This window comes from Myroides sp. A21, from assembly GCF_000807225.1.
Lineage (GTDB): Bacteria > Bacteroidota > Bacteroidia > Flavobacteriales > Flavobacteriaceae > Flavobacterium > Flavobacterium odoratimimum.
This window is the reverse complement of the sequence record NZ_CP010327.1, coordinates 1779072-1803374: the sequence shown is the minus strand read 5'-3', so window position 1 is coordinate 1803374 and position 24303 is coordinate 1779072. Positions and strand designations below refer to the sequence as shown.

Sequence of the window (24303 nt, the reverse complement as noted above, 5' to 3'; positions counted from 1 at the left end):
ACTTAATTCTTTATTATTGCAACTATACTTTCTGTATCTATTCCACATAACTGTTGTTGTTCTAACACAGTTGCATGTTCTATAAATGTATCTTTTATTCCTAATATTTCTACCGCAATATGAGGATAATACTTGGTAACAAACTGGCTTACTATACTACCAAAACCTCCTATTACTGTTCCATCTTCTAATGTCACTATCCTTTCATGCTCCTGACAGATACGATGTAATACCTCCTCATTCAATGGTTTTACAAACATAAAGTGATAATGTGACCACTCAGTACTATCACAAAACTCCATTGCTCTAACTACATTATTACCAATAGTTCCTGTAGAGATAAATGCAAATTTATCTCCTTTTTTGATTTGAGAAACACTTCCGACATTAATTTTCTCAAATGGCAATTTCCAAGAATATTCAATAACACCTTTTCCTCTAGGATAACGTATTGCTATCGGATGGTTTAGACCTAATTGAGCTGTATATAATAAATTGCGCAACTCTAACTCATTTAAAGGTGCTGCAATAATCATATTAGGAATGCAATTTAAATAAGCAATATCATACACCCCTTGATGTGTAGCACCATCCTCCCCCACTAATCCTGCTCTATCTAAACAAAATATAACAGGAAGATTCTGTAGAGCTACATCATGGATTACCTGATCATATGCACGTTGTAAAAAAGTAGAATATATAGCACAGAACGGTATTAGACCTTCTGTAGCCATACCTGCAGCTAATGTCACAGCGTGTTGTTCTGCTATCCCTACATCTATTGCTCTATCTGGATAGGCATCCATCATAAACTTTAATGAACTACCCGTAGGCATCGCAGGAGTAATACCTACTATCTTATCATTAGCCTCTGCAAGCTCGACCAAAGTCAATCCAAAAACATCTTGAAACTTAGAAGGAAACTCGCTTTCTTTTTTAGGTATTAACTCTCCTGTGTCTTTATTAAACTTACCAGGAGCGTGGTATTTTACCTGATCTTCTTCTGCTTGTTTTAGCCCTTTTCCTTTTGTTGTAATAACATGTAGAAACTTAGGCCCTTTTATATTCTTTAATCTTTCGAGTTCTTTTATCAATCTAGGTAAATCATGGCCATCTATTGGTCCGTGATAATCAAAGTTTAGAGACTTAATCATATTATTTGCCCGTGGATTACTTCCATCCTTTACTGCTGTCAAATAATCTTTTAATGCGCCTACACTAGGATCTATACCTATAGCATTATCATTAAGCACCACCAGCATATTAGTATCTGTCACACCAGCATGATTCAATCCTTCAAACGCCATTCCTGACGCAATAGACGCATCACCAACAACGGCAATATGACATCTATCTTCTTCCCCTTTTAACTTAGCTGCGATAGCCATACCTAAAATAGCAGAAATAGCAGTAGAAGAATGTCCTACTCCAAAAGCATCATAAACACTCTCCTCTCTTAAAGGGAATCCACTAATACCACCTTTTTGTCTATTGGTATGGAATGCTTGTTGTCTACCTGTTAGTAGTTTATGCCCATATGCTTGATGTCCAACATCCCAAACTAAATTATCGACAGGAGTATCAAATACATAATGTAGTGCAATCGTTAATTCTACCACTCCTAAGCTCGCTCCTAGATGCCCTTCTTTACTAGCAACTATATCAATAATAAATTCTCTCAACTCCACAGCTAATTCTTTCAATTCTTCAATTGTAAGTTTCTTTAAGTCAGCCGGAGTATTAATATGTTCAAGTAAGTTTTTAGACATTCTAAATAAAATAAAAACAAAATTACAATTTTGTTTTTACTTTTGAGTTTGCATTTATGTTAACACAAAAGAATGGATACATTTTTCAATGATGAATATTTTATGCGCATTGCTTTAAGCGAAGCAAAAGAAGCGTATGATAAGGGAGAAATTCCAGTAGGAGCAATCGTAGTTGCCAATAACCAAATTATAGCTAAAAGTCATAATTTGACAGAGCTATTACACGATGTAACTGCTCATGCAGAGATACAAGCTATCTCTTCTGCTGCTAATTACTTAAACGCTAAATATTTGAAAAACTGCACTTTATTCGTAACTTTAGAACCTTGCCAGATGTGTGCAGGAGCCCTTTATTGGAGTCAAATAACCAAAATTGTTTATGGTGCATCTGATGATAAAAGAGGATATAAAGCCATAGGAGGACAACTTCACCCTAGAACAGAAGTAGTCTCAGGTGTTCTTGAACAGGAATGCACTGCTTTAATGAAATCGTTTTTTGAAAATAAAAGAAAATAAAAAACTGCTTATAACTATGAAATTCAGAAATCTACTTATCCTCATCTGTTGTGCATTTATAGCGCTCCAGTCTTGTAAAAAGAATGGGGATTTAAATGTCAACTTATCCAACCCTAAGCTTTTTAGTGAATATATACTAGCTTTTACAGCAGGTGTTATCTCTACTAAAGATCCTATCGATATCAGTATCCCAAAAAACTGGAAAAACTGGGCTCCTAATGAGGAGTTGGACAGCGACCTATTTACAATCACTCCAGCTGTAAAAGGAAAAGTAGTCTACTTACCTACAGACGTGATCCGTTTTATCCCATCTGAGCGATTAAAACAAGATCAGAGGTATAATATTACTTTTCATTTAGACAAAGTTACAGAGACAGAAGATGCACTAAAGAACTTCTCTTTTATGGTGATGACTGTACCTCAGACATTCCATACACAGTTATTAGACCTTCAGAGCGTATCAGATACAGAATATGTACTTAATGGCGTACTGACTACAAGTGATTGGTTAACTACTGCTGATGCTAAAAAAGTATTAACAGCAGTACAAGAAAAAAAGAACTTAGATCTAAAATTTGATAGTGATGATAAAACAGAAGCTAAAGAATTTAAGTTCACAATCAATAAGATTAAGAGAACCCCTTCAGAATCATCGATTGATATCGTTATCAATGGTAAACCTGTAAATAACGCGGCTAAAAGCACTGAAGTACACACGGTACCTCAACAGAATTACTTTGATCACTTTAAGGTTGAGCCTGTTGTAGATGACGCACAAGCTTTTTGGATTAACTTTTCGAACCCTCTTAAGAAGAATCAAGACTTTAATGGTTTAATAGACTTAGAGAATAACGATGCAAAACTAACTTTCTCAACAGATGGAAACGTCTTAAAAGTATTTGCAGACAAACCGTTACAAGACAAAATTAATATTAGAATCAGTTCAGGTATTGAAGATAACAAAGGAAATAAAACGCTGACTACAGAAGTAGTAGAGCTAAACTTCGGTATTCCTAAACCTGATGTACAACTGATCAACAGTGGTACAATATTACCTAGCTCAGAAAATTTAAAAATAAACTTTAGAGCTACTACACTAAAAGCTGTAGATGTAAAAGTTTACAAAATATACGAAAACAATATTCTTCAATTCTTACAAGAGAATAATATAGATGGAAAATACAGCCTTAACAGAGTGGCTGATCCTATCGCAAAAACTACGATTAAACTGACAAATGCGAATCCTAAAGCATTAATGCAGTACAATACTTATGCCTTAGACTTATCTACTCTTATTAGTCCTGATCCAGGAGCGATATACAGAGTGGAGTTCTCTTTTGATCGTTCGTATTCATTATATGGGTGTGCTGAGAGTCAAGACAGCGAGACTACAGATGAGGATATAGAAGAAAATACAGATGAGGAACTAAATCAAGATGATGAGTATTATGATGATGATTACTACTATTACTATAACTGGAGTGAGAAAGATGACCCATGTTCTCAATCTTACTACTACTATCACGAGAAAGCAGCTACTAATGTATTAGCTACTGACTTAGGTGTAATCATTAAAGGTGGTAATAATAATATCTATACAACAATTGTTACGAATCTGATTACAACAGATCCTGTTGCGGCAGCGACAGTAGAATTCTATACGTATAGACAACAATTAATTACTTCTGCTAAGACTGATACTAACGGTATTCTTATTGTTAACCTAGAGAAAAAGAAACCTGCCTTTGCTATTATAAAAGATGATAGAAATACAACTTATGTAAAAATAGATGAGGCAAACTCTCTATCTATGAGTAACTATGATGTAGATGGTACTACGTTACAAAAAGGTATCAATGGATATATCTATACTGAAAGAGGAGTATGGAGACCAGGAGACAACATTTACCTAGATTTCATTCTTGATGATCTAGCTAATCCTCTACCTGCTAACCACCCGATCAAACTAACTTTCTCTGATCCTTACGGGAAAGTAGTAGATCAGATAGTACAGAAAAAGAATGCTAATAATCACTATGCTTATGTCTTAAAAACAAACCCTGAATCTCTTACAGGGAATTGGCAGGCAGTTGTAAGTGTAGGAGGTGCTAAATTCTACAAGCAAATTAAAATTGAAACGATAAAACCGAATCGTTTAAAGATTAAAAACACAATCGAAGGCAAAACTGTTTACAGCAATAGTAACAGTGCTAGAGTCGACTATAATGTACAATGGTTACAAGGAAGTGTTGCTAAAAACCTAAAAGCAGAAGTAACCCTAAAGTTACTTCCACAAGCAACAACTTTCTCTAACTATAAAACATATTCGTTTAGTAACAGCTTGAGTTCTTATGGTTCTCAAGAGATAAATGCTTTCTCAGGATCAACAGACTTTGAAGGTGACTTCTCATTTTCTGTTAATCTAAATAATATACCAGAAAACACAGGAATGCTAAAAGCAATCTTTACTTCTAAGGTATACGAGAACGGAGGTGATGTATCTACTGATGTATCTACAGCTACGATCTCTCCATACAATACCTATGTAGGGATAAAGGCACCTGATGCTAATAAATATGGTTATTATCAAACAGACGAACCTCTTAAATTCTCTTTTGTAACTTTGAATGCACAAGGGGCTCCGAAGTCTCATGATATCAACGTAACTGTTTATAGAAAAAAAGGGTATTGGTGGTGGAGCTCTAATAACAACGGAGCTTCTAGCTACAGTAGTTCAGACTACTACTCTGTGTATAAAGATGCGGTAGATTACACGACATCTTCTAACGGTACAGCTACTATGTCTCTGACTATTCCAGAACAGGATTGGGGTACTTATGAGATTGTAGCGCGTGATAAATACGGTAAACATATTGCCTCTTCTGTGGTATATGTAGACTACCCTTATTGGTCTGGTAAAACCAAACATTCACAAGGAAAAGAAGCTACAGTATTAGCCCTAGCTACAGATAAAAAAGATTATAATACAGGAGAGAAGATAAAACTATCTTTCCCATCTAGTGAAGGTGGTAGAGCATTAATCTCTATAGAGAATGGATCTACTGTATTAGAGACACATTGGGTGAAAACTCAAAAAGGAGAAACGACATTCGAAATCGCTACTACAGAAGCGATGTCGCCTAATGTATATATCAATGTATCTGCTATACAGCCACATGCTTCTACGTTAAATAACTCTCCTATACGTATGTATGGAGTAGCTCCTATCAATGTATACAATAAGAAAACTAAGCTAGAGCCTGTTCTGACTATACCTGACAAACTAAAGCCTGAACAAGAATTCACTGTTCAAGTAAAAGAAAAGGCAGGTCAAAAAATGACTTATACTATAGCGATAGTAGAGGACGGTCTACTAGATCTAACACGTTTTAAGACTCCTAACCCTTGGGATAACTTCTATAGCAAAACTGCTCTAGGTGTGCGTACCTGGGATATCTACGACAACGTTATTGGAGCTTATGGTGGTGCTATTAATCAAGTATTCAGCATAGGGGGAGATGAAGACCTTGGAGCTGGTCAAGTGAAGAAAGCAAATAGGTTTAAACCGGTTGTTATCCACTTAGGACCATTCGTTCTTGATGGAGGCAAAACTGGAACTCATAAAGTAAAACTACCTAAGTACATAGGATCAGTTCGTACGATGGTAGTTGCTTCTAATGTAGCTACTAAAGCATACGGAAGTGTAGAGAAAACGGTCAAAGTAAACAACCCTCTGATGATATTAGGTTCTCTTCCTAGAAGAGCTGTACCAGGAGAGAAAGTAACGCTACCGATCACAGTATTCGCTATGGAAAGTCATGTGAAAAATGTAACTGTAAAAGTAAAAACAGATGACAAGTTTAAGATTCAGAATAATGCTACACAGGAAATAACATTCAGTGAACCTGACGAAAAAGTAGTGTACTGTGACCTAGAAGTACAACAAAAAACAGGTATTTCTAAGATAGAAATAGAAGCTATATCTGGTAAAGAGAGAGCTACTTATGTAGTAGAGTTAGATGTACTAAATCCTAATCCTGTCACTGTGAAGACAGAAGATATCGTATTAGAACCAAACAGTACAAATAAAATCGAATGGGAGAAGTTTGGAGTGACAGGTAGTAATAAAGCTACTCTAGAGCTATCTACTTTCCCTGGTATTAACCTAACATCTAGATTAAACTTCTTGATTAAATATCCTCACGGATGTAGTGAGCAGGTGACTTCTGGAGTATTCCCTCAGATCTTCTTAGAAGACTTAGTTTATGTAAGTAAGAGCAAAAAAGAAAGTCTACAGCGCAATATCAACGAAGGGTTAAAGACATTAGCTCAACGTCAGATGGCAGATGGTAGCTTTAGATACTGGAGCAGTGATTCTTATTCTGATGACTGGACTACTTCATACATCTTACACTTCTTAATCGAAGCTGAGAAAAGAGGATATGCACTACCTATTGGAAGTAAAGCTAATGCAATCGCTTATCAACAAAAAGCAGTAAGATCATGGTCATACAGCAGTCGTTATAACAATGATATTGCGCAGGCTTATAGATTATACACATTAGCACTAGCAGGTAATGCTGACTTAGCTTCTATGAATAGGCTAAGAGAGACTACAGGTATTTCTGCTGATACGAAGTTACGTCTAGCAGCAGCCTATGCTTTAGCGGGTCAAAAAGAAGCTGCTAATAAACTAATAGCAAGCTCACCTATTATAGAGAATAATCAATCTCAGTATTACTATTATGGTTCTTATGAGAGAAGATTAGCTATGGCATTAGAAACACTTATTCTGACTAAATCGAATAATAAGTTAATGCATGAATATGCAAACACATTGGCAAAAAGATTAGGTTCTAATACATGGATGAGTACACAGAGTACAGCATTCGGACTGAACGTAATCTCTGCTTATGTAAAGAATAATAAATCAAAAGAAGGTATCAATGTAGACTTCACAAATAACGGAACGACTACAAATGCTACAACAAAAAACAATATGTATGAGTATGACTTTAAAACGATATCTTCTACTAATGAAGTTAGTTTAGTCAATAAGAACACATCTACTGTTTATGCTCGTGTGGCTTATAGTGGTATCCTTCCAGTAGGAAAAGAATTGACAGACGAAAGTAATATCAGTATTCGCACCTCGTTTAGAGATGCAAGTCAGCAAGTAATTAACCCTACTCAGTTGAGCCAAGGAACAGAGTTCTCTGCTTATATTACGATTACGAATACTACTGTTAACAGTATTGATAATGTAGCATTGACACAGATTATCCCATCTGGATGGGAGATTGTAAACCTGAGATACACAGATGCTGGTGAAGTGAGTAATCCTGTACAACACACAGATATCAGAGATGACCGTTCTAACTTCTACTTCAGTCTTAATCCAAGAGAGACAAAGACATTAAGAGTGGTATTAAATGCATCTTACCTAGGTAAGTATTATATGCCAGGAGTCTATGCAGAAGCGATGTATGACAATTCATACAGATGCCGTACAGCAGGACAATGGATAGAAGTAGTAAAATAATAAATAGACAATCATTAAATAAATACAGGGAAACAAAATTCCCTGTATTTTTATTTTATATGAAATTGAAACTTAACTTGAATTGGAAAACATGGTCTTTAAAGAGAAAAGTGATGACAATCATCGCTTCTATTCTCTTAGCACTCTATTACTTTTCGCTTCCTAGCGAATTGTTTACTAAACCCTATTCCACCGTAATAGAAAGTAATGATAATAAACTTCTTGGCGCACAGATAGCCACTGATGGACAATGGCGTTTCCCAGAAGTAGACTCTGTACCTCATAAGTTTAAGGAGTGTATTATTGCCTTCGAAGACGAATACTTTTACTATCACTGGGGAGTTAACCCCGTGTCAATGATAAAAGCCTTTAGAGCTAATCTTCAGTCTGACAAGGTAGTCAGAGGAGGAAGTACACTTACACAGCAGACTATTCGTCTATCTAGAGATGGTAAGAAACGAAGCTATTCAGAGAAACTTATTGAAGCGATACAAGCTACTCGCCTAGAGTTTAAGTATAGTAAGGATAGAATATTAAGCCTATACGCATCGCATGCCCCTTTTGGAGGTAATGTGGTAGGTATAGAAGTAGCAGCTTGGCGTTATTTTGGGACAACACCAGAACAGTTATCTTGGGCAGAGAGTGCTACATTAGCAGTGTTACCAAACGCTCCAAGCTTAATATACCCAGGAAAGAACCAAGAAACATTACTTAAAAAAAGAAATGCCTTACTGAAAAAGTTACTAGACAAAGGCACTTTTGATGAGAGCACCTATCTACTAGCATTAGAAGAGCCTCTACCTCAGAAGCCTCATGAGCTACCTCAGATAGCACCTCACCTATTACAGTATGTAGCTAAGACAAATAGTCAAGAGAGAAATCATACTACGATAGACTATAATATTCAACAACGTGTCAATGATATCGTGAAGGGGTATTATTTTAATTATAGTCAAACAGAAATCTATAATATGGCTGTTATCGTCATAGATGTAGAAACACGTGATATCATCAGCTATGTAGGAAATACCCCTACTACAGTACAACATAAAAAAGATGTAGACATCATCCATGCACAGCGCAGTACAGCGAGTATCATTAAACCCTTCTTGTACGCGAGTATGCTAGATGATGCAGAACTCCTACCCAAAACATTAGCTGCTGATATACCTGTAGTGATATCGGGCTATAAACCTGAGAACTTTAATAGCTCTTATGAAGGAGCAGTACCAGCAGACGAAGCCTTATTTAGATCACTAAATATTCCTTTTGTATTAATGCTTCAGAAATATGGTATCTATAGATTCTATAATCAATTGCAAAACTTGGGCTTTAAATCTATTTCTAAACACCCTAATCACTATGGTCTATCCCTGATATTAGGAGGAGCGGAGAGCAATCTATGGGAGATAACGAAAGCATATACAGGACTAGCTTCTACCCTTAACTATTACAATAGAACAAAAGGTCAATATAGAAGCAACGAAATACAAGACTTAAACTGGAATAAAAACATTCAGCTTGACTTTGGACAGGATAGCAAAGAGAAAGCACATCTTGGCGCAGGAGCTATTTACAACACTTTTAAAGCACTTACACAAGTTAATCGACCAGAAGGAGATGAAGCATGGAGATACTATGACTCATCGCTTAAAATAGCTTGGAAGACAGGTACAAGCTTTGGAGGTAGAGATGCATGGGCAGTCGGTGTTAATAAAAAGTATGTAGTAGGTATCTGGGTAGGGAATGCCTCAGGAGAAGGTCGTCCATCTATCAGTGGAGTGCGTATGGCTGGTCCTATACTATTTGACGTATTTAATTTATTACCACGTACGAGCTGGTTTGAACAACCGTTAAACGACATGGAAGAGATAGAAGTATGTACCCAATCAGGATACCTAGCTGGCCCATACTGTGACAAGAGAACAGAACTAGTACCTTATCGTGCTAAAAAGACGGAGCTATGCCCTTATCACAAACTTGTTCACCTAGATCAGTCAATGAGCTATCAGGTCAACAGTATGTGTGAACCCATTGACAATATCATGAATCAACCTTGGTTCATCTTGCCTCCGACTATGGCTCACTTCTATAAGCGACATCACAGTGATTATAAGGACTTACCTCCTTATAGACCTGACTGTATAGATTATAGCACACAGAATACGACAGAGTTTATCTATCCTAAGCACAATGATCTAATCTATCTAACTAAAGACTTCTATTCTAATGTGCAGCCCTTTATAGCTAAAGCAGCGACTAGCAATCCTGCCAAAACACTATACTGGTACCTAGATGAAGAATACTTAGGCGAGACTTCATTATTTCATGAGCAAGCTATACAAGCAGATCCAGGCATACACTATTTAACCATAGTAGATGCTGATGGAAATACTAAAACGATTCAAATCACATTAGAACTCAGTAGCCCTAAATAAAATAGAGGAGCTAAACATAGCTCCTCTACTCATCACTCGTACTCAAAACAGCTTCTCTTCTTCTTTTTCTATTTTATATCTGTATGCTTATTCAGGATGATAAAAATTTCTAAATCATACGAGTAAACAACAAACACTTATAGTAAAACCTTTTATATGACTAAATTACTTTTTTAAGAGTTTAAAAAATTATACAAAGCAAATCATAAGATAGAAAACACCACAAATAAACTACTAATAATAAACACAATAGCTAGAAAGCAAACATTCTTCTACACTCACTGACAAAAATTATTATTTAAAAAACTATACCTTATAAGTATAACGCTGGTATTAAAAAAGACAAAAAGTGACTTCGCACAGTTTTACACCACTTTTTTAAGAAAAGAATATTTGATTATTAAAAGGCTAGTGTCCCATAAAAAAGTTAGAAACAAAAAAACCACTAATCTCCGACTAGTGGTTTTTTTGTTATTCTGAAAGTTCATTTCCTTTATCATCTAAGAAATGGTATTCTAGATACGTGTAAGCGTCACGTGGAATTACTTTAACCCATTTTTTAAACTCTAAGTACCACTTAGCTCTAATAGATGGAATTCCTTTAGTTAAATAAGCAGCAACAAATGGATGCGTATTTAAGATAATTTTTTTCGACTTATCTTTCGAAATAATATTTTCTAGGTCAGCCTTTATTTTGTCAATAACAAGAATAGGAGCTTCGATTTCACCGTGTTCATTCGGATCTTCTTCTCTTGTTTCAATATTAACTTCAGGTCTAACACGTTGTCTAGTGATTTGAATTAATCCAAATTTACTAGGAGGCAAGATCTTGTGTTTTGCTTTATCATCACTCATTTCTTCTTTTAAGAAGTCGTATAGTGTCTTTCTATTCTCTGGGTTCCCCATGTCAATAAAATCCACTACGATAATCCCACCCATATCTCTTAATCTAAGCTGTCTAGCTATCTCAGCTGCAGCGATAAGGTTAACTTCAAGGGCAGTGTCTTCTTGAGACTGAGCTTTGTTTGAGCGATTTCCACTGTTTACATCTATGACGTGTAACGCCTCTGTATGTTCTATGATTAAATAAGCTCCCTTACTCATAGAAACAGTTCTACCAAAAGAAGTCTTGATCTGACGTTCGATATTATACTTTTCGAAAATCGGAACTTCTAATGATTGATAGTGCTTCACAATAGAAACTTTCGAAGGAGCTATCTCTTGCAAATAGTCTTTCGTTTGGTAATACATATCTTCATCATCAGTCATGATACCCGTGAAAGTATCATTAAACACATCCCTAAGAATAGATGATGCTTTATTAACCTCTCCTAATACTTTAGAAGGATGATGAGCTACGCTTAATTTTTTGCACATATTGTTCCAGCGAGTCATTAGGTTCTGCAGATCTTTTTCGATCTCAGCTACCTTCATTCCCTCTGCCACAGTACGTACTATTACTCCAAATCCCTTTGGTTTGATTGTTTGAAGAAGTTTCTTTAGACGTTCTTTTTCTTCTTTAGATTCTATCTTTTGAGAAATAGAGATTCTATTAGAGAAAGGAACTAAGACTACATAACGTCCTGCTATAGAAAGTTCAGAACTAATACGAGGTCCTTTAGTAGAAATAGGTTCTTTAACAATCTGAACTAATAAAGACTGATTAGCACTTAATACATCACTAACCACTCCATCTTTATCAATTTCTTCCTCAAAAGGAAAGTTCTTTAAGGAGTAATCTTTTAATTTACCTCCGCTTACAAGTTTAGTGAACTTCAGTAAAGTTCGAAGATTAGGACCTAGATCATGGTAATGCAAGAAAGCATCCTTCTCAAAGCCTACGTGAACGAATGCAGCATTAAGTCCTGCTACAGGTTTTCTAATCTTAGCGATAAAGATATCGCCAACTTGAAAACCATCATCTTCACTCTCTTCTCTCTCCCTGTGTAGTTCAATTAGTTTTCCATCTTTTAATAAGGCAAAATCTACTGTATCAGAATTCGACCTAACAATTAGCTCTTTATTCACACTGTACATTTTTATCCATACTCATCCATTACGATGTCTAAAAGACCAAATGAGTTTGTATAGATGGATTAAACATTAATACAGATATTTCTATCTGGAAAACTTACCTTTTGCAAGGCAAGTTTTTTCAGTATCTTTTTTCTACTAAAAGAAAAAAGTAGTTTTAAACTACTTTTTCTTTTTGTGACGGTTAGCTCTCGCTCTTTTTTTACGTTTGTGCGTCGCTACCTTATGTCTTTTTCTTTTTTTACCACTTGGCATAATGTGTGTAATTTAGAGATTAATAAATTATTTTACTTTTACTTCTGTGTTTGACTTTACGCCTTCTACAAACACCTTAGCTGGTTTGAATGCTGGGATATTGTGTGCAGGGATTCTGATAGTTGTGTTTTTAGAGATATTTCTTCCTGTTTTCTCAGCTCTAGTTTTAATAATAAAACTACCGAAACCTCTTAAATAAACATTTTCACCAGCTTCTAAAGATCCTTTTACTTCTTCCATAAAAGATTCTACTGTTGCCTGTACTTCACCTTTTTCAAGCCCTAATTTTTCTGAAATTTTAGCTACAATGTCTGCTTTCGTCATTTTAGATATAAATTATTTTGTTGTTGTCTGATATTTTTAGAGTGTGCAAATATATTAATTTATATCCCAATAATTCAACCTTAATTGATTAAAATTTAAATATATAAAGTTTTAAGTTTGCGTTCAATACTTTTTACAATGATTTTTTCTAATAAACTCATTACTTGGTACTTAGAAAACAAACGTTTTTTACCTTGGAGAGAAACTAAAAACCCTTACGCCATTTGGTTATCAGAAATAATACTGCAACAAACGCGAGTAGCGCAAGGTTTGCCCTATTTTGAAGCCTTTTTAACCACTTATCCTACTGTAAAAGATCTAGCAGATGCACCCGAAGATGATGTAATGCGCTTATGGCAAGGACTTGGCTACTACAGTAGAGCTAGAAACCTTCATGCAACAGCAAAAAAGGTAGCCTATGAACTAAATGGAGTATTTCCTCCTAATTATAAAGAACTACTTACATTAAAAGGTGTAGGAGAATATACTGCTGCAGCCATAGCCTCTATCGCTTATGATGAAGTAGTACCTGTAGTAGACGGCAATGTATTCAGAGTATTATCACGTGTATATGGTATCACTTCTGATATCTCTACCAATACTACTAAGAAAGAATTTCAAGCACTAGCGGCTACTCTAATTCCTCAGCATGACCCTGCGACCTTTAATCAAGCGATCATGGACTTCGGTGCGATACAATGCACCCCGAAGAGCCCTGACTGTCCATCATGCCCTTTTATTAAAGAGTGTGTAGCCTATCAGACTAATCAGGTGGCTGTACTCCCTATCAAACTAAGCAAGGTAAAGGTAAAAAAACGCTATTTAGACTTCATCATCTTCATTGATAAAGATGGTAATACTCATATAGAACAACGCACAGCTAAAGATATCTGGCAACAGCTATACCAATTTCCAGTATTCGACAGTTTCACTCATCATGTAGAAGATATAGACTCTGCACTGAGAGAGCGATACGACACCTTATATATAAAGGAGATAAAAGAACTGACGGCTGACGCTATCACACACCAGCTATCACATCAGAAGTTACACATCAAGTTCTGGTGCGTACAAATAGAAGCAACGCCTTCTGTACAAACGAGTTGGGAGGATTTAAATAAATTTGGATTTCCGATTGTAATTCATAACTTTATTACATCCTTAGATTTAAAAACACTAATATCCTAACACTATGAACGGCACCCTTAACAAAGTTACATTAATAGGTCACTTAGGTGATAACGTCAAGATGCATTACTTCGAAAATGGTAATTGTATAGGTCGTTTTCCGATTGCGACTAACGAAGTTTATGTCAATAAGACATCCGGAGAAAAATATACTTCTACAGAATGGCATAATCTAGTCGTCAAAAACAAAGCTGCTGAAGTGTGTGAGAAATATTTATCTAAGGGAGATCGCATCTATGTAGAAGGGAGAATACGCACCCGTCAATGGCAAGGAGAAGACGGTATGAATAGACAGACAGTAGAGATTATGGTAACAAAGTTTATGTTCTTAGATACCAAAAAAGAAAATGACTACAGACAAAAAACATCTTTTGAAGAAGAAAAAAAAGAGGCTGTAGACAATTTTAATATCCCTAAAGAGACTAATAATGACAATTTGCCGTTTTAAGTAGGTTACTACTTTGTAAACCTTAATCGAAATAAGAAAGATGAAATTCCAATATATAAGCACTTTACTATTATCTGTAGCCTTCTTCGCTGCCTGCAAAGAGGATACTACTCCTAAGCCAAATGCTTTCTTAGCTCTAGACTATCCTAATCAGGAATACAAGACTTATCAAAACGAAAACGGTTTTGAGTTTAGTCAAAATCAATGGTCTACTATTAAAGAGACTAAAAAGAATTCACTAGAAATACATTATCCACAGATGAAGGCTACCATCTTCATCAACTATAAGCCTGTAGAAAACAACTTAAATCTACTGCTAAAAGACGCACAGAAGCTTACTTATGAGCACTTCGTGAAGGCTGATGAGATTATAGAACAACCTTATATCAACTCTGATGACAGAGTATATGGGATGCTATATGATGTACAGGGAAATGCTGCTACGAATGTACAGTTCTACGCTACAGATAGTATAAAAAACTTTATCGTAGCCTCTCTATACTTCTATGCTAAACCAAACTATGACTCTATCTTACCTGCCACAGAATATGTAAAGAAAGATATGAGAACACTACTAGAGACACTTAAATGGACTAGTAAACAGGAGGTAAACACACCTGCTATTAAATAGAATACATCTCGATTTTTATATTCCGATGGAGCTAGTCTGTATAGATTAGTTCCATTTTGTTTTTATAGGAGTCTTCTGCGTCATGTTAACTATATTTCTACATCATCAGTACATCATAACTCCGATAAAACATCCAAAATAACGGACTCACTACGGACTCACTACGGACTCATAACGGACTCACAACGGACTCACTCGCATTAAAACCAATAAAAAAAGCGAGTATGTATCAACACACTCGCTTTAGATCAAATATTTAAACAGATGAGGAATGCCCCTACTCTTATATTATTCTTATTATTTAGTAGCACTAACGCTCTCTACCTTATAAATCCCATTAGCGATCTTCTCTACAGTACCTACTAATGACTCTACACTCTGCTTAGACTCATCATAGTCTATCTCTGCAGTCTTAGTATCAAAGTCTACTTTAGCTAACTTCACTCCGTCTAACCCTGCTAACTTACCTTCTATTAGCTTGGCGCATCCTATCTCACACGTCATTCCATCGATCTTAAATGTAGTGTGCTCCACATTACCAGCTACTTCTGTAGATGCAGTAGATACTGACGCATCAGCCGTCTTCTCTTCATTCTTACACGATACTAATAATATAGCTCCTAACATCATGAAGCCTATTGACTTTACTATTTTCATCTTTGTGGTATTTTAAAATTACATTCTTGATAGTACAAAAATAAAAAAAGCAACCGATAATTCAGTTGCTTTTTCAATTCTATTATTTAGATAATCAATTATTTAAAATCCTCGTCAGTAACTCCTTCGTTGATTTTAACATCTGTAACGATATTAACAATCTCTATTCCTACATTTAATACTTGTTTAAAAGGTATTTTTACCCCTTTCACTTCTTTATAATCCTCATACTTAGTAGTCATATTCATTACTTGGCCACCTTGCTCTTGAGTCATTACAGCACCTACTTTAAGTCCAGTAGTCAAGTCATAATAGTAAACAGACTTACCAACTTTAACACCTACAGCATCTTTACCATTAAAAGACTCTACACCAGTAACAATAGCACTTTTATTAGCTTTCATTTTTAACTCAGGAAAAATTGTTGCTTCACTTTGTACTTCAGCTAATTTATCACCTGTAAGTTCCAGTTTTTGGCCTTGTTGCATTACATAACCAGCTTTTGGAGTCACTACTTGCTTAGATAAAGTATTCCCCATCATCTTCTGCTCTACTAAGATATATCCCTCTTTCATTTTAGATATAGATTCTAGTTTCATCCCTTGTACTTCAGCAGTACTAGTTATGGCAACAGATTTGATCTCTGCTACTTTCTTCTCTCCACCGATAGCGTTCAAATATTTATCTACTACAGAATTAACAGTTACTCCAGCAGGTACTGCTTTACTAAAGTCTGGCTTACTAGCTTCATCAGCCTCTTTAGTATAGTACTTAATAGGATAGCCTAATTTCTCTAATCCTGATAATACGTCACTACCTTTACCTACGATAACGATACGCATATTATCCTTAAGGAAATACTTCTGAGCAGCTTTCTGTACATCTGCTATCGTTACAGCATTGATATTCTTAATGTAGTTCTCATAAAAATCAGCTGGAAGTTTATACAACTCTTTATTAAGAGCATATCTAGCTACAGTAGCAGGTTTCTGGATTTCCATCACGAAGTCCCCTACATATTTAGCTTTCGCTAACTTTAGTTCATCTTCTTTAACAGGAGTCGTACGGATAAGGTCTATCTCTTTTACAAACTCTGTTACAGCGCTATCTGTAACCACGTTACGCACTGCAGCTGTGGCTCTAAATTTACCAGGATACTTACGAGATGGACTTATAGAAGAGTACGCTCCATACGTCCAACCATGTGCTTCACGCAAGTTTAAGAAAAGACGGCCTTCTCCTCCACCTCCAAGAATTTGGTTAGCCAAAATAACAGCAAAATAATCCTTGTCTGTCATTTTTAATTCAACCTCATTTACTAATGCTATCTCAGACTGAACAGCATTAGGCATATCTACGAAGTTAATCTCTGTAGCACTAACATTCCCTTTATAGGCAACATCTTTATACTGTGTATTCGATTTATTCCAAGCCTCAAAAAGCCCCTTGATAGACTTCTCTGTCTTTTTATAATCAATATCACCTACTACTACTAAGTAAGCGTTCTCAGGAGAATAATATTTCTTAAAGTATGCTTGAACATCAGCAAAAGTCACATTGTTTAATGTCTTCTCCGTTTCGAATTCACCCACTGGAGTATTCTTTCCGTATAGCACAGCGTCTTCTACTCTACGAGCAATATTAGTCACACTGTTCTCACCAGACTTCACACCTTCGATAGCTTTTGCTTTAGCCTTATCGAATTCTTCTTGTGTCAGCACAGAGTTGATTACTCCATCAGCTAATAAGTTTAGAATAGTCTCATTGTGTTTAGACAATCCATTCGCTGAAGCACCGCCTGTATGGAAATTAATTCTAGCCCCCAAGAAATCTATTTCTTCTAAGAACTGATCTTTATTCATCTTCTTAGTCTCATTCCCCAACATCTCAGATAAGATAGAAGCTACTCCTGCTTTCTCCCCATCATAAATAAGTGGGTTATCAATACTCAATGTATAAGATACTCGAGGTAACTTCGTATTCTGAACAACCATCACCTTCATCCCATTCTTTAATACAAAAGAGGTAGGCTGTCCTACATGTACTACTGGCGCAGGCCCCGCTACAGGCTGTTTTCTATCTTGAGCTTGTACTTCTAAAGCTGCCAAAGCAAACACTACACTTGCAGCATAAATATATATTTTTTTCATTTCTAGTCTACAGTTAAAATTAGTTATTAGCTTTCTTTGTAGGGATATAATCCAAAATTAACCTTTGATTTTTATTCAGGTATTTTTTAGCTACATCGCGAATCTCTTCTCTAGTGATACTTCTATAGATATCTATATTCGTATTAATTAGATTAACATCACCGTACAACAGGTAATAAGAAGCAAGATTCTCAGCTAATCCTTCTACATTAGAGTTAGAATCAACATATTGCTTTTCGAAAACGTTCTGAAGTTTCTGGAAGTCACGCTCTGAAATCAACTCAGTCTGTAATTTCTCGATTTCTTCATCAATCTCTTTAATTAAATCAGCCGAAGCAAAACCTTGCATCGGAATACCGTAAATAAAGTAGATTCCATAATCTTCTTGACTTAAGTTAAATGAAGCCATTTCTAAAGCCATCTTCTTTTGGTCAACTACTTTTTTATACAATCTAGAACTTTTCCCTCCTGATAAAATAGACGAGATCATATCTAACACACGAGCATCACGAGTCTTCATAGATGGTGTACGATATGCTTCTACTAACATTGGAAGTTGAATATTCGGATCTTGAAACTCAGCGTGAATTTCTTTTGTTATAGGAGCTTCCTCAAATTTGTTTTTTACAACAGGACTTCCTTTAGCAATAGGTCCAAAATATTGTTTAATCCACGTTTTTGCTTGATCTTTCTCAAAATCACCAGCTACAACTAAAACAGCGTTATTTGGTAAATAAAACTTCTTGTTAAAAGCTAAGAACTCATCTAAAGTAGCAGCATCTAAGTGTTCCATAGATCCAATAGGTGCCCAGCGATAAGGGTGCTTAACGAATAGATTTTTCTTCACCTCTGAGAATAATTGACCATAAGGTTGATTATCTACACGTAGTCTCTTTTCTTCTTTTACTACTTCATTCTGAGTAGTTACACCTATCTGATTAATGATAGGGTGCATCAGACGCTCAGACTCCATCCAAAGTCCAAGCTCTAAATTATTAGAAGGGAATACTTCATAATAATAAGTACGGTCATCAGAAGTATTAGCATTATTATTCCCCCCATTAGCAGTTACTATCTTAAACCACTCACCGCGCTCGATATTCTTCGTTCCTTCAAACAATAAGTGTTCAAAAAAGTGAGCAAATCCTGTTCTATCAGGGTTTTCATCTTTAGCCCCTACATGATACATCACTGATGTCACTACTACAGGAGCCGATTTGTCTTGATGTAAGATAACGTGTAATCCGTTATCTAAAGTGTACTGCTCGAATTCCACTTTTTGAGCTAAGGCAGATATTCCGAAGAATAATGAGCCTAAAACCAATAAAGATTTTTTCATTCTACAATATTTTGAAATTAGGTTATAACCTAATAAGTAGCCATATTTTAAATTATGTTACACTATTTCTAAAATATTTTTATATTTTATTAAATAAACAGTCCAATACACCACCAAATTGACATTCATCGACAGTACTAAATAAACTTCATCAAACAGATAACACCGCCATCAAAGGCATAGATCTACTACTAATGATCTATCACACCTCGCCTTAAGCAAACTTTATAAGATAATGAAGTATAACAGAACTAACTCATTTACACCAAAATAGAAATAAAAAATATTCTAAATGGGAGGTGTAAAACTTTTGTAAATAAGAAATTAAATGTATATTTGCACCCTTAATAAACATTTTAATTTTTTGTTATGTACGCAATCGTAGAGATAGCAGGGCAACAATTCAAAGTTAGCAAAGACCAAAAAGTGTATGTACACCGTTTAGCAACTGAAGAAGGATCAAAAGTTACTTTTGACAAAGTTCTTTTAGTTGATGACAACAACAACATCACTCTAGGCGCCCCAGCTATAGAAGGTGCTTCTGTGGAAGCTAAAGTTTTACAACACCTACAAGGTGACAAAGTAATCGTTTTCAAAAAGAAAAGAAGAAAAGGTTACAAAAAGAAAAACGGACACAGACAAGCTTTAACTCAAATTGTTATTGAGGGAATCAATGCAGGAGGAGCTAAAAAGAAAGCAACTAAAAAAGAAACTGCTGAAGCAGCTGAGTAATTAACAAACTAAATTTAAAACGTCATGGCACACAAAAAAGGTGTAGGTAGTTCTAAGAATGGTAGAGAATCAGAATCGAAACGTTTAGGCGTTAAGATTTATGGTGGTCAAGCAGCTATCGCTGGAAATATCATCGTTAGACAAAGAGGTTCTAAGCACAATGCTGGTGAAAACGTTTACATGGGGAAAGATCATACTTTACATGCAAAAGTTGACGGTGTTGTTAAATTCCAAAAGAAAAAAGACAACAAGTCTTACGTTTCTATTTTACCATTTGAAGCTTAAGAATCAAACTTATTTATTTGTTTAAGACAAATAAATAGAAAACATAGAGAAGGCGCTATAATTAATTATAGCGCCTTTTTTTGTGCACTATAGTCTCGCATCTCACCTCCTTACTTTCTTTGCTCTTCAAAAAAACTAATAAAGCTCTTTAGATTATCTATTTTATTTAGATTCATTACAATAAACACCATCCCCTAAAACAACATAACAAACTATAAATCAGTACTTAATATTAATTATTTAGACAAAATAAAAATAACTATTGTAGAATTAGATATTTTATTTACATTTGTTCTAAATAATTAAACAATCTAACTTATTAAAAATGAAGATTAAAAAAGTACTTTCGTTATTTGCAATCACTGCATTTTTGTTGACGAGTTGTTCTAGTGATGATAACGAAATCATCAGACCAGAACAAAAAGATCAAGTAGAGGTAAGTAAAGAATCTCCAGTTCTAGGTGATTATTCATTCAATCACGCTGGTAACCCTATCCCTTTTCATTTTGAAAAGACTACAATCACTATGAAGATGTCAGGAATGGCAGGTAGTGGTCAAGATGATGAAATATTTAATGTTATTACAACATACAAGAATGCAGAAGGTGTTCTAAAAACTGTTGCTAAAAATAAAGACAACAATGAATACAAAGCATTCTTTTTTAGAGATATTAAAGATAATAAAAGTGAGTTTTTATTAAATATCGATTTGACAGCTAAAACAGAAATAGAGGCAATTAAAGCAGCTTACCCAGCAAAAGATGTTATAGTTGAGCATGATAAAGGTCAATTTGGTTGGTTACCTATGACTAAAGGCGCTATAGTAGAACCTATTCTATTACCTATCAATGGTAAATACTCATTCTCCGCAACTACTCCTCAAGGGACATTCTCTTATTATTACGATTTCTCTAATGATGTAATAAACTTTAGTGGTGATTACAATATGACTGTACTAGCTCACAATAAAAACACCAATAAAATCCTACTAGTAGGCAAAGATGAAAAAGTAAAAGACTTTTACTACGTTATTCAGTTAAAAAATATTGTTGATAATAAAGTGGATGTTGCTCGTCTAACATACAAGGCTACTTCAGAAGGACTTACACCTAAACAACAAGCTGAAAAAGAATTCGCTAGTCAAGAAGAGATTAAAGCTAATTTCACAACATATACTAAAGATGAAGGAACAAACAATACAGCTTTCGCTAACTTAAAAGGAAGTTATGTCACAGAAAAAATGGGACCAACTAAAATAGGTTACTATACTTTCAGAATGGGAGAAGATAAAGAAGCTTTTCTTTTTGTTGCAGATATGGCAGGTTCTGGAGAATTCAAAGAAAGCGCTTCTTTTAACTTAGAAAGAGTATTTGCAGATGAGAAATCAGGACAACTAATATACAAAGTAATCTCTGCTAAAGGATATTATGAAGGAAGAGAAGGCCAATACTTAACTTTTTATGTAAAAGACATCGCTGCTGATGGTTCTAAAGCTACATTTGCTATAGCTACTAAACAAGTTAAAGATGACAAAGGAAACTTACTAGATAGCAACTCTATATTAAAAAGCAAAGGGGACGTTGTAGGAAAAACTTTAGAGGAAGCTAAATCAATTAAAGCTCCTGAAGCGAACAAAGTATTCGTTCCTAAAGATGGAATGTCCAAATACGCACATCTTTGGATACCTACTACAAGAGAGTAATTTAATTTCACAGATATTTTAAGCTAAAAAAAGAGGTAATAGTTCAATACTATTACCTCTTTTTGATATATTATAATCGATATAATCTTATCTATCGTTTCCCTTTATCATATTATACAACTCTAAAGCTTTACCATCAGTCAGCATAGAGATAAAGTGACATATATTCATTAAACGCACATACACACTATCACTCTCTATTCTATACTTATCTGGTAATAGAGACATAATCAATAAATCATACTGGCTCTCCTCTCCGTAATAGACGTTATTTACAGCTGATGTAAACGCTTCTAACAGAGCATTGATTACTTTATATCCTACTATCTCCTTTTCTATTACCTCACGGCTCTGGTATACTTTATTAATACTCACAGACAGAATATCTTTCATCTGAGCGATATAACTACACTTCTCCGTTAAGGCATAAGGATACTCACCTGCTAATATCTTATCTTCATTCTCTAAGAATACTCTACACACATCCTGTATCAAACTCCCTATCGCTAAAGCCCTTAAATAACTCACTCTATCCTCCTTAGAAGCTAACTGAGCATAAGTCTGTGGGTTAATGCTGTTCTGAACGATCTTAATTAGAAACTCTAAAGCGTGCTCTTCTGGTATCCATCCGAGATTAATACCGTCTTCGAAGTCTGTTATAGTATAACATATATCGTCTGCTGCTTCAACCAAGAAAGCCAAAGGGTGTCTAAAATATGCTGCTTCAGTACGATCGTCTTTAGATATAAGACCTAGTTCATTCGCTACATCAATAAATGCCTCTTTATCCTCTTGAAAGAAGCCATATTTCTTATCTGAGATATCTCTAGTCAATTTCTTAGGCAAACTCTCTTTAGGATACTTCATAAAGGCTCCAAGAGTAGCATAAGAGATTCTCAAACCACCTGCCATACCAGGACGACTCTTCGTCAGTATAGCAAAACCATTTGCATTACCTTCAAAGTCAATCAAGTCTTGCCATTCCTTATCTGTTACCTGATCTCTATACTTAGCTCCTAGTCCTCGTTTAAAGAAGTCCCCTATCGCACGTTCACCAGAGTGCCCAAATGGAGGATTACCAATATCGTGTGCTAATGAAGCCGCTGCTACTATAGCCCCGAAGTCATTTACTGTATATCCGTATTCTTCTGCTAAATAAGTATATTTATTTAAAAGACTAGAACCTACTATTCTACCTAAAGAACGTCCTACCACAGACACTTCTAAACTATGTGTCAATCTAGTGTGAACAAAGTTCGTCTTAGACAGAGGGATTACTTGTGTTTTATCTTGTAAACTTCTAAATGGTGATGAAAAGATGATTCTATCATAGTCCACCTCAAACCCTATACGAGTCTCTAGTTCATCTAATCTATTTCTAACAAAAGTGTCACCATACTTCTTTAGTGATAGTAACTTTTCCCATTTCATCATAAGCAAATGTTCAACTAGTTATTTTGATCAGCCTCTAATAATAATTGGCTATTTATAATATTATCTTTTACTGTTTTGAATACATGATTCTTTGCCTCTGCATAAGAAACGTCATATATTCTCGTTAATGTTCTATACTCTTCTGGATATTCCTTTAGCAACTTATCGTAATAGAAGTCAAGAGCCTCTTTATTCGGAGCTGTATATTCTAACTGTAACTCAAAGCGTCTAACTAAAGCTTCATCGATCATGTGTATCTGATTCGTAGCTGCCATAAGAATAGACTTCTGTGGTAGATTATCTATCAACTGTAAGATAGCATTCACTACACGTTTCATCTCACTGTTATCCTTATTGTCATAATCTCTAATCTGGCCTAATGAGTCAAACTCATCAAAGAATAGGACAGAACTCTCGTATTGAATTTCTTTAAATAAACTCTCAATATTCTTAGCCGTTTCTCCTAGCTTGGAAGAAACAATAGTAGCAAGATTAACAATGATAAGTTTCTTATCTAAATGTTTAGCAATAGCCTTAGCTGTCATGGTCTTACCACATCCTGTCTTACCATAAAGTAATATCTTATTACTAACAGGTAGATTATACTTCATCAGTATATCACGGTATTTATACTCTTTTAGAAATTGAGTAATCTCAGCTTTTACGTTGTCATTAAACATGACATCGTCTAAAGAAATCTTAGTGCGATCTATATAATATAAAGAACTCATATTAAACAATAAATTTGTTGTGTGTTAATCCACAAATATACTGCTTATATTCCTCGATTAACCCCTCCAGAAAAGAGAAAAAAAGAACATTTTAGTATATTCACAACTAATCCCCTAAATAAAACCAT

17 protein-coding genes are annotated in these 24303 nt (G+C 35.1%); 9 read left to right on the top strand and 8 right to left on the bottom strand.

Going from position 1 to position 24303, the window contains the following annotated elements; translation table 11 throughout:
* Positions 1–2: 2 nt before the first annotated feature.
* Positions 3–1769, bottom strand: a complete 1767-nt coding sequence (locus MYRA21_RS08270; protein ID WP_006257393.1) for a 1-deoxy-D-xylulose-5-phosphate synthase — start codon at positions 1767–1769, stop codon at positions 3–5.
* A gap of 72 nt (positions 1770–1841) precedes the next feature.
* On the opposite strand from MYRA21_RS08270, the gene MYRA21_RS08265 reads away from it, so the two are divergent.
* Genes MYRA21_RS08265 through pbpC form a run of 3 tightly spaced genes read left to right on the top strand, consistent with a single transcriptional unit; the run spans position 1842 to position 10265 of the window.
* A complete protein-coding gene (locus tag MYRA21_RS08265; protein WP_006257394.1) occupies positions 1842–2285 on the top strand; it encodes a nucleoside deaminase in 444 nt (147 codons plus the stop codon).
* A gap of 16 nt (positions 2286–2301) precedes the next feature.
* Positions 2302–7827, top strand: coding sequence for an alpha-2-macroglobulin (locus tag MYRA21_RS08260; RefSeq protein WP_006257395.1), 5526 nt, complete (start codon positions 2302–2304; stop codon positions 7825–7827).
* Positions 7828–7886: 59 nt separating this feature from the next.
* Positions 7887–10265 (top strand): penicillin-binding protein 1C, encoded by a 2379-nt coding sequence (gene pbpC / locus MYRA21_RS08255; RefSeq protein WP_036496803.1) that lies wholly within the window; start codon positions 7887–7889, stop codon positions 10263–10265.
* A gap of 471 nt (positions 10266–10736) precedes the next feature.
* Here the strand turns inward: pbpC and MYRA21_RS08250 are convergent, their stop codons facing one another.
* On the bottom strand, positions 10737–12293 hold the full coding sequence (locus MYRA21_RS08250) for a ribonuclease E/G (RefSeq protein ID WP_006257397.1): 1557 nt from the start codon (positions 12291–12293) through the stop codon (positions 10737–10739).
* Between the two features lie 288 nt (positions 12294–12581).
* Positions 12582–12878, bottom strand: coding sequence for an HU family DNA-binding protein (locus MYRA21_RS08245; protein ID WP_006257401.1), 297 nt, complete (start codon positions 12876–12878; stop codon positions 12582–12584).
* Positions 12879–12995: 117 nt separating this feature from the next.
* Here MYRA21_RS08245 and mutY point away from each other — a divergent pair, with 117 nt between their 5' ends.
* Genes mutY through gldD form a run of 3 tightly spaced genes read left to right on the top strand, consistent with a single transcriptional unit; the run spans position 12996 to position 15145 of the window.
* Positions 12996–14066 carry an A/G-specific adenine glycosylase gene (gene mutY / locus MYRA21_RS08240; RefSeq protein ID WP_006257402.1) on the top strand — a complete coding sequence of 357 codons (1071 nt, stop codon included), beginning with the start codon at positions 12996–12998 and terminating at the stop codon, positions 14064–14066.
* Positions 14067–14070: 4 nt separating this feature from the next.
* On the top strand, positions 14071–14514 hold the full coding sequence (locus MYRA21_RS08235; protein WP_006257403.1) for a single-stranded DNA-binding protein: 444 nt from the start codon (positions 14071–14073) through the stop codon (positions 14512–14514).
* A 40-nt stretch (positions 14515–14554) separates the two neighbouring features.
* Positions 14555–15145, top strand: coding sequence for a gliding motility lipoprotein GldD (gene gldD / locus MYRA21_RS08230; RefSeq protein ID WP_006257404.1), 591 nt, complete (start codon positions 14555–14557; stop codon positions 15143–15145).
* Positions 15146–15442: 297 nt separating this feature from the next.
* Here the strand turns inward: gldD and MYRA21_RS08225 are convergent, their stop codons facing one another.
* The 3 genes from MYRA21_RS08225 to MYRA21_RS08215 form a co-directional block, all read right to left on the bottom strand.
* Positions 15443–15802, bottom strand: coding sequence for a heavy-metal-associated domain-containing protein (locus MYRA21_RS08225; protein ID WP_006257405.1), 360 nt, complete (start codon positions 15800–15802; stop codon positions 15443–15445).
* Between the two features lie 98 nt (positions 15803–15900).
* Positions 15901–17952, bottom strand: a complete 2052-nt coding sequence (locus tag MYRA21_RS08220; protein ID WP_006257406.1) for a pitrilysin family protein — start codon at positions 17950–17952, stop codon at positions 15901–15903.
* 19 nt (positions 17953–17971) lie between these two features.
* Positions 17972–19291, bottom strand: coding sequence for a pitrilysin family protein (locus MYRA21_RS08215; protein ID WP_006257407.1), 1320 nt, complete (start codon positions 19289–19291; stop codon positions 17972–17974).
* 369 nt (positions 19292–19660) lie between these two features.
* On the opposite strand from MYRA21_RS08215, the gene rplU reads away from it, so the two are divergent.
* From rplU to MYRA21_RS08200, 3 genes are all read left to right on the top strand, one after another.
* A complete protein-coding gene (gene rplU, locus MYRA21_RS08210) occupies positions 19661–20023 on the top strand; it encodes a 50S ribosomal protein L21 (protein WP_006257408.1) in 363 nt (120 codons plus the stop codon).
* A 24-nt stretch (positions 20024–20047) separates the two neighbouring features.
* A complete protein-coding gene (gene rpmA / locus MYRA21_RS08205; protein WP_006257409.1) occupies positions 20048–20308 on the top strand; it encodes a 50S ribosomal protein L27 in 261 nt (86 codons plus the stop codon).
* A gap of 325 nt (positions 20309–20633) precedes the next feature.
* On the top strand, positions 20634–22010 hold the full coding sequence (locus MYRA21_RS08200; RefSeq protein WP_006257410.1) for a hypothetical protein: 1377 nt from the start codon (positions 20634–20636) through the stop codon (positions 22008–22010).
* An 87-nt stretch (positions 22011–22097) separates the two neighbouring features.
* Here the strand turns inward: MYRA21_RS08200 and dgt are convergent, their stop codons facing one another.
* Positions 22098–23444 carry a dGTP triphosphohydrolase gene (dgt, locus tag MYRA21_RS08195; protein WP_006260550.1) on the bottom strand — a complete coding sequence of 449 codons (1347 nt, stop codon included), beginning with the start codon at positions 23442–23444 and terminating at the stop codon, positions 22098–22100.
* A 14-nt stretch (positions 23445–23458) separates the two neighbouring features.
* A complete protein-coding gene (locus MYRA21_RS08190; protein ID WP_006257413.1) occupies positions 23459–24175 on the bottom strand; it encodes an AAA family ATPase in 717 nt (238 codons plus the stop codon).
* Between the last annotated feature and the right edge of the window lie 128 nt (positions 24176–24303).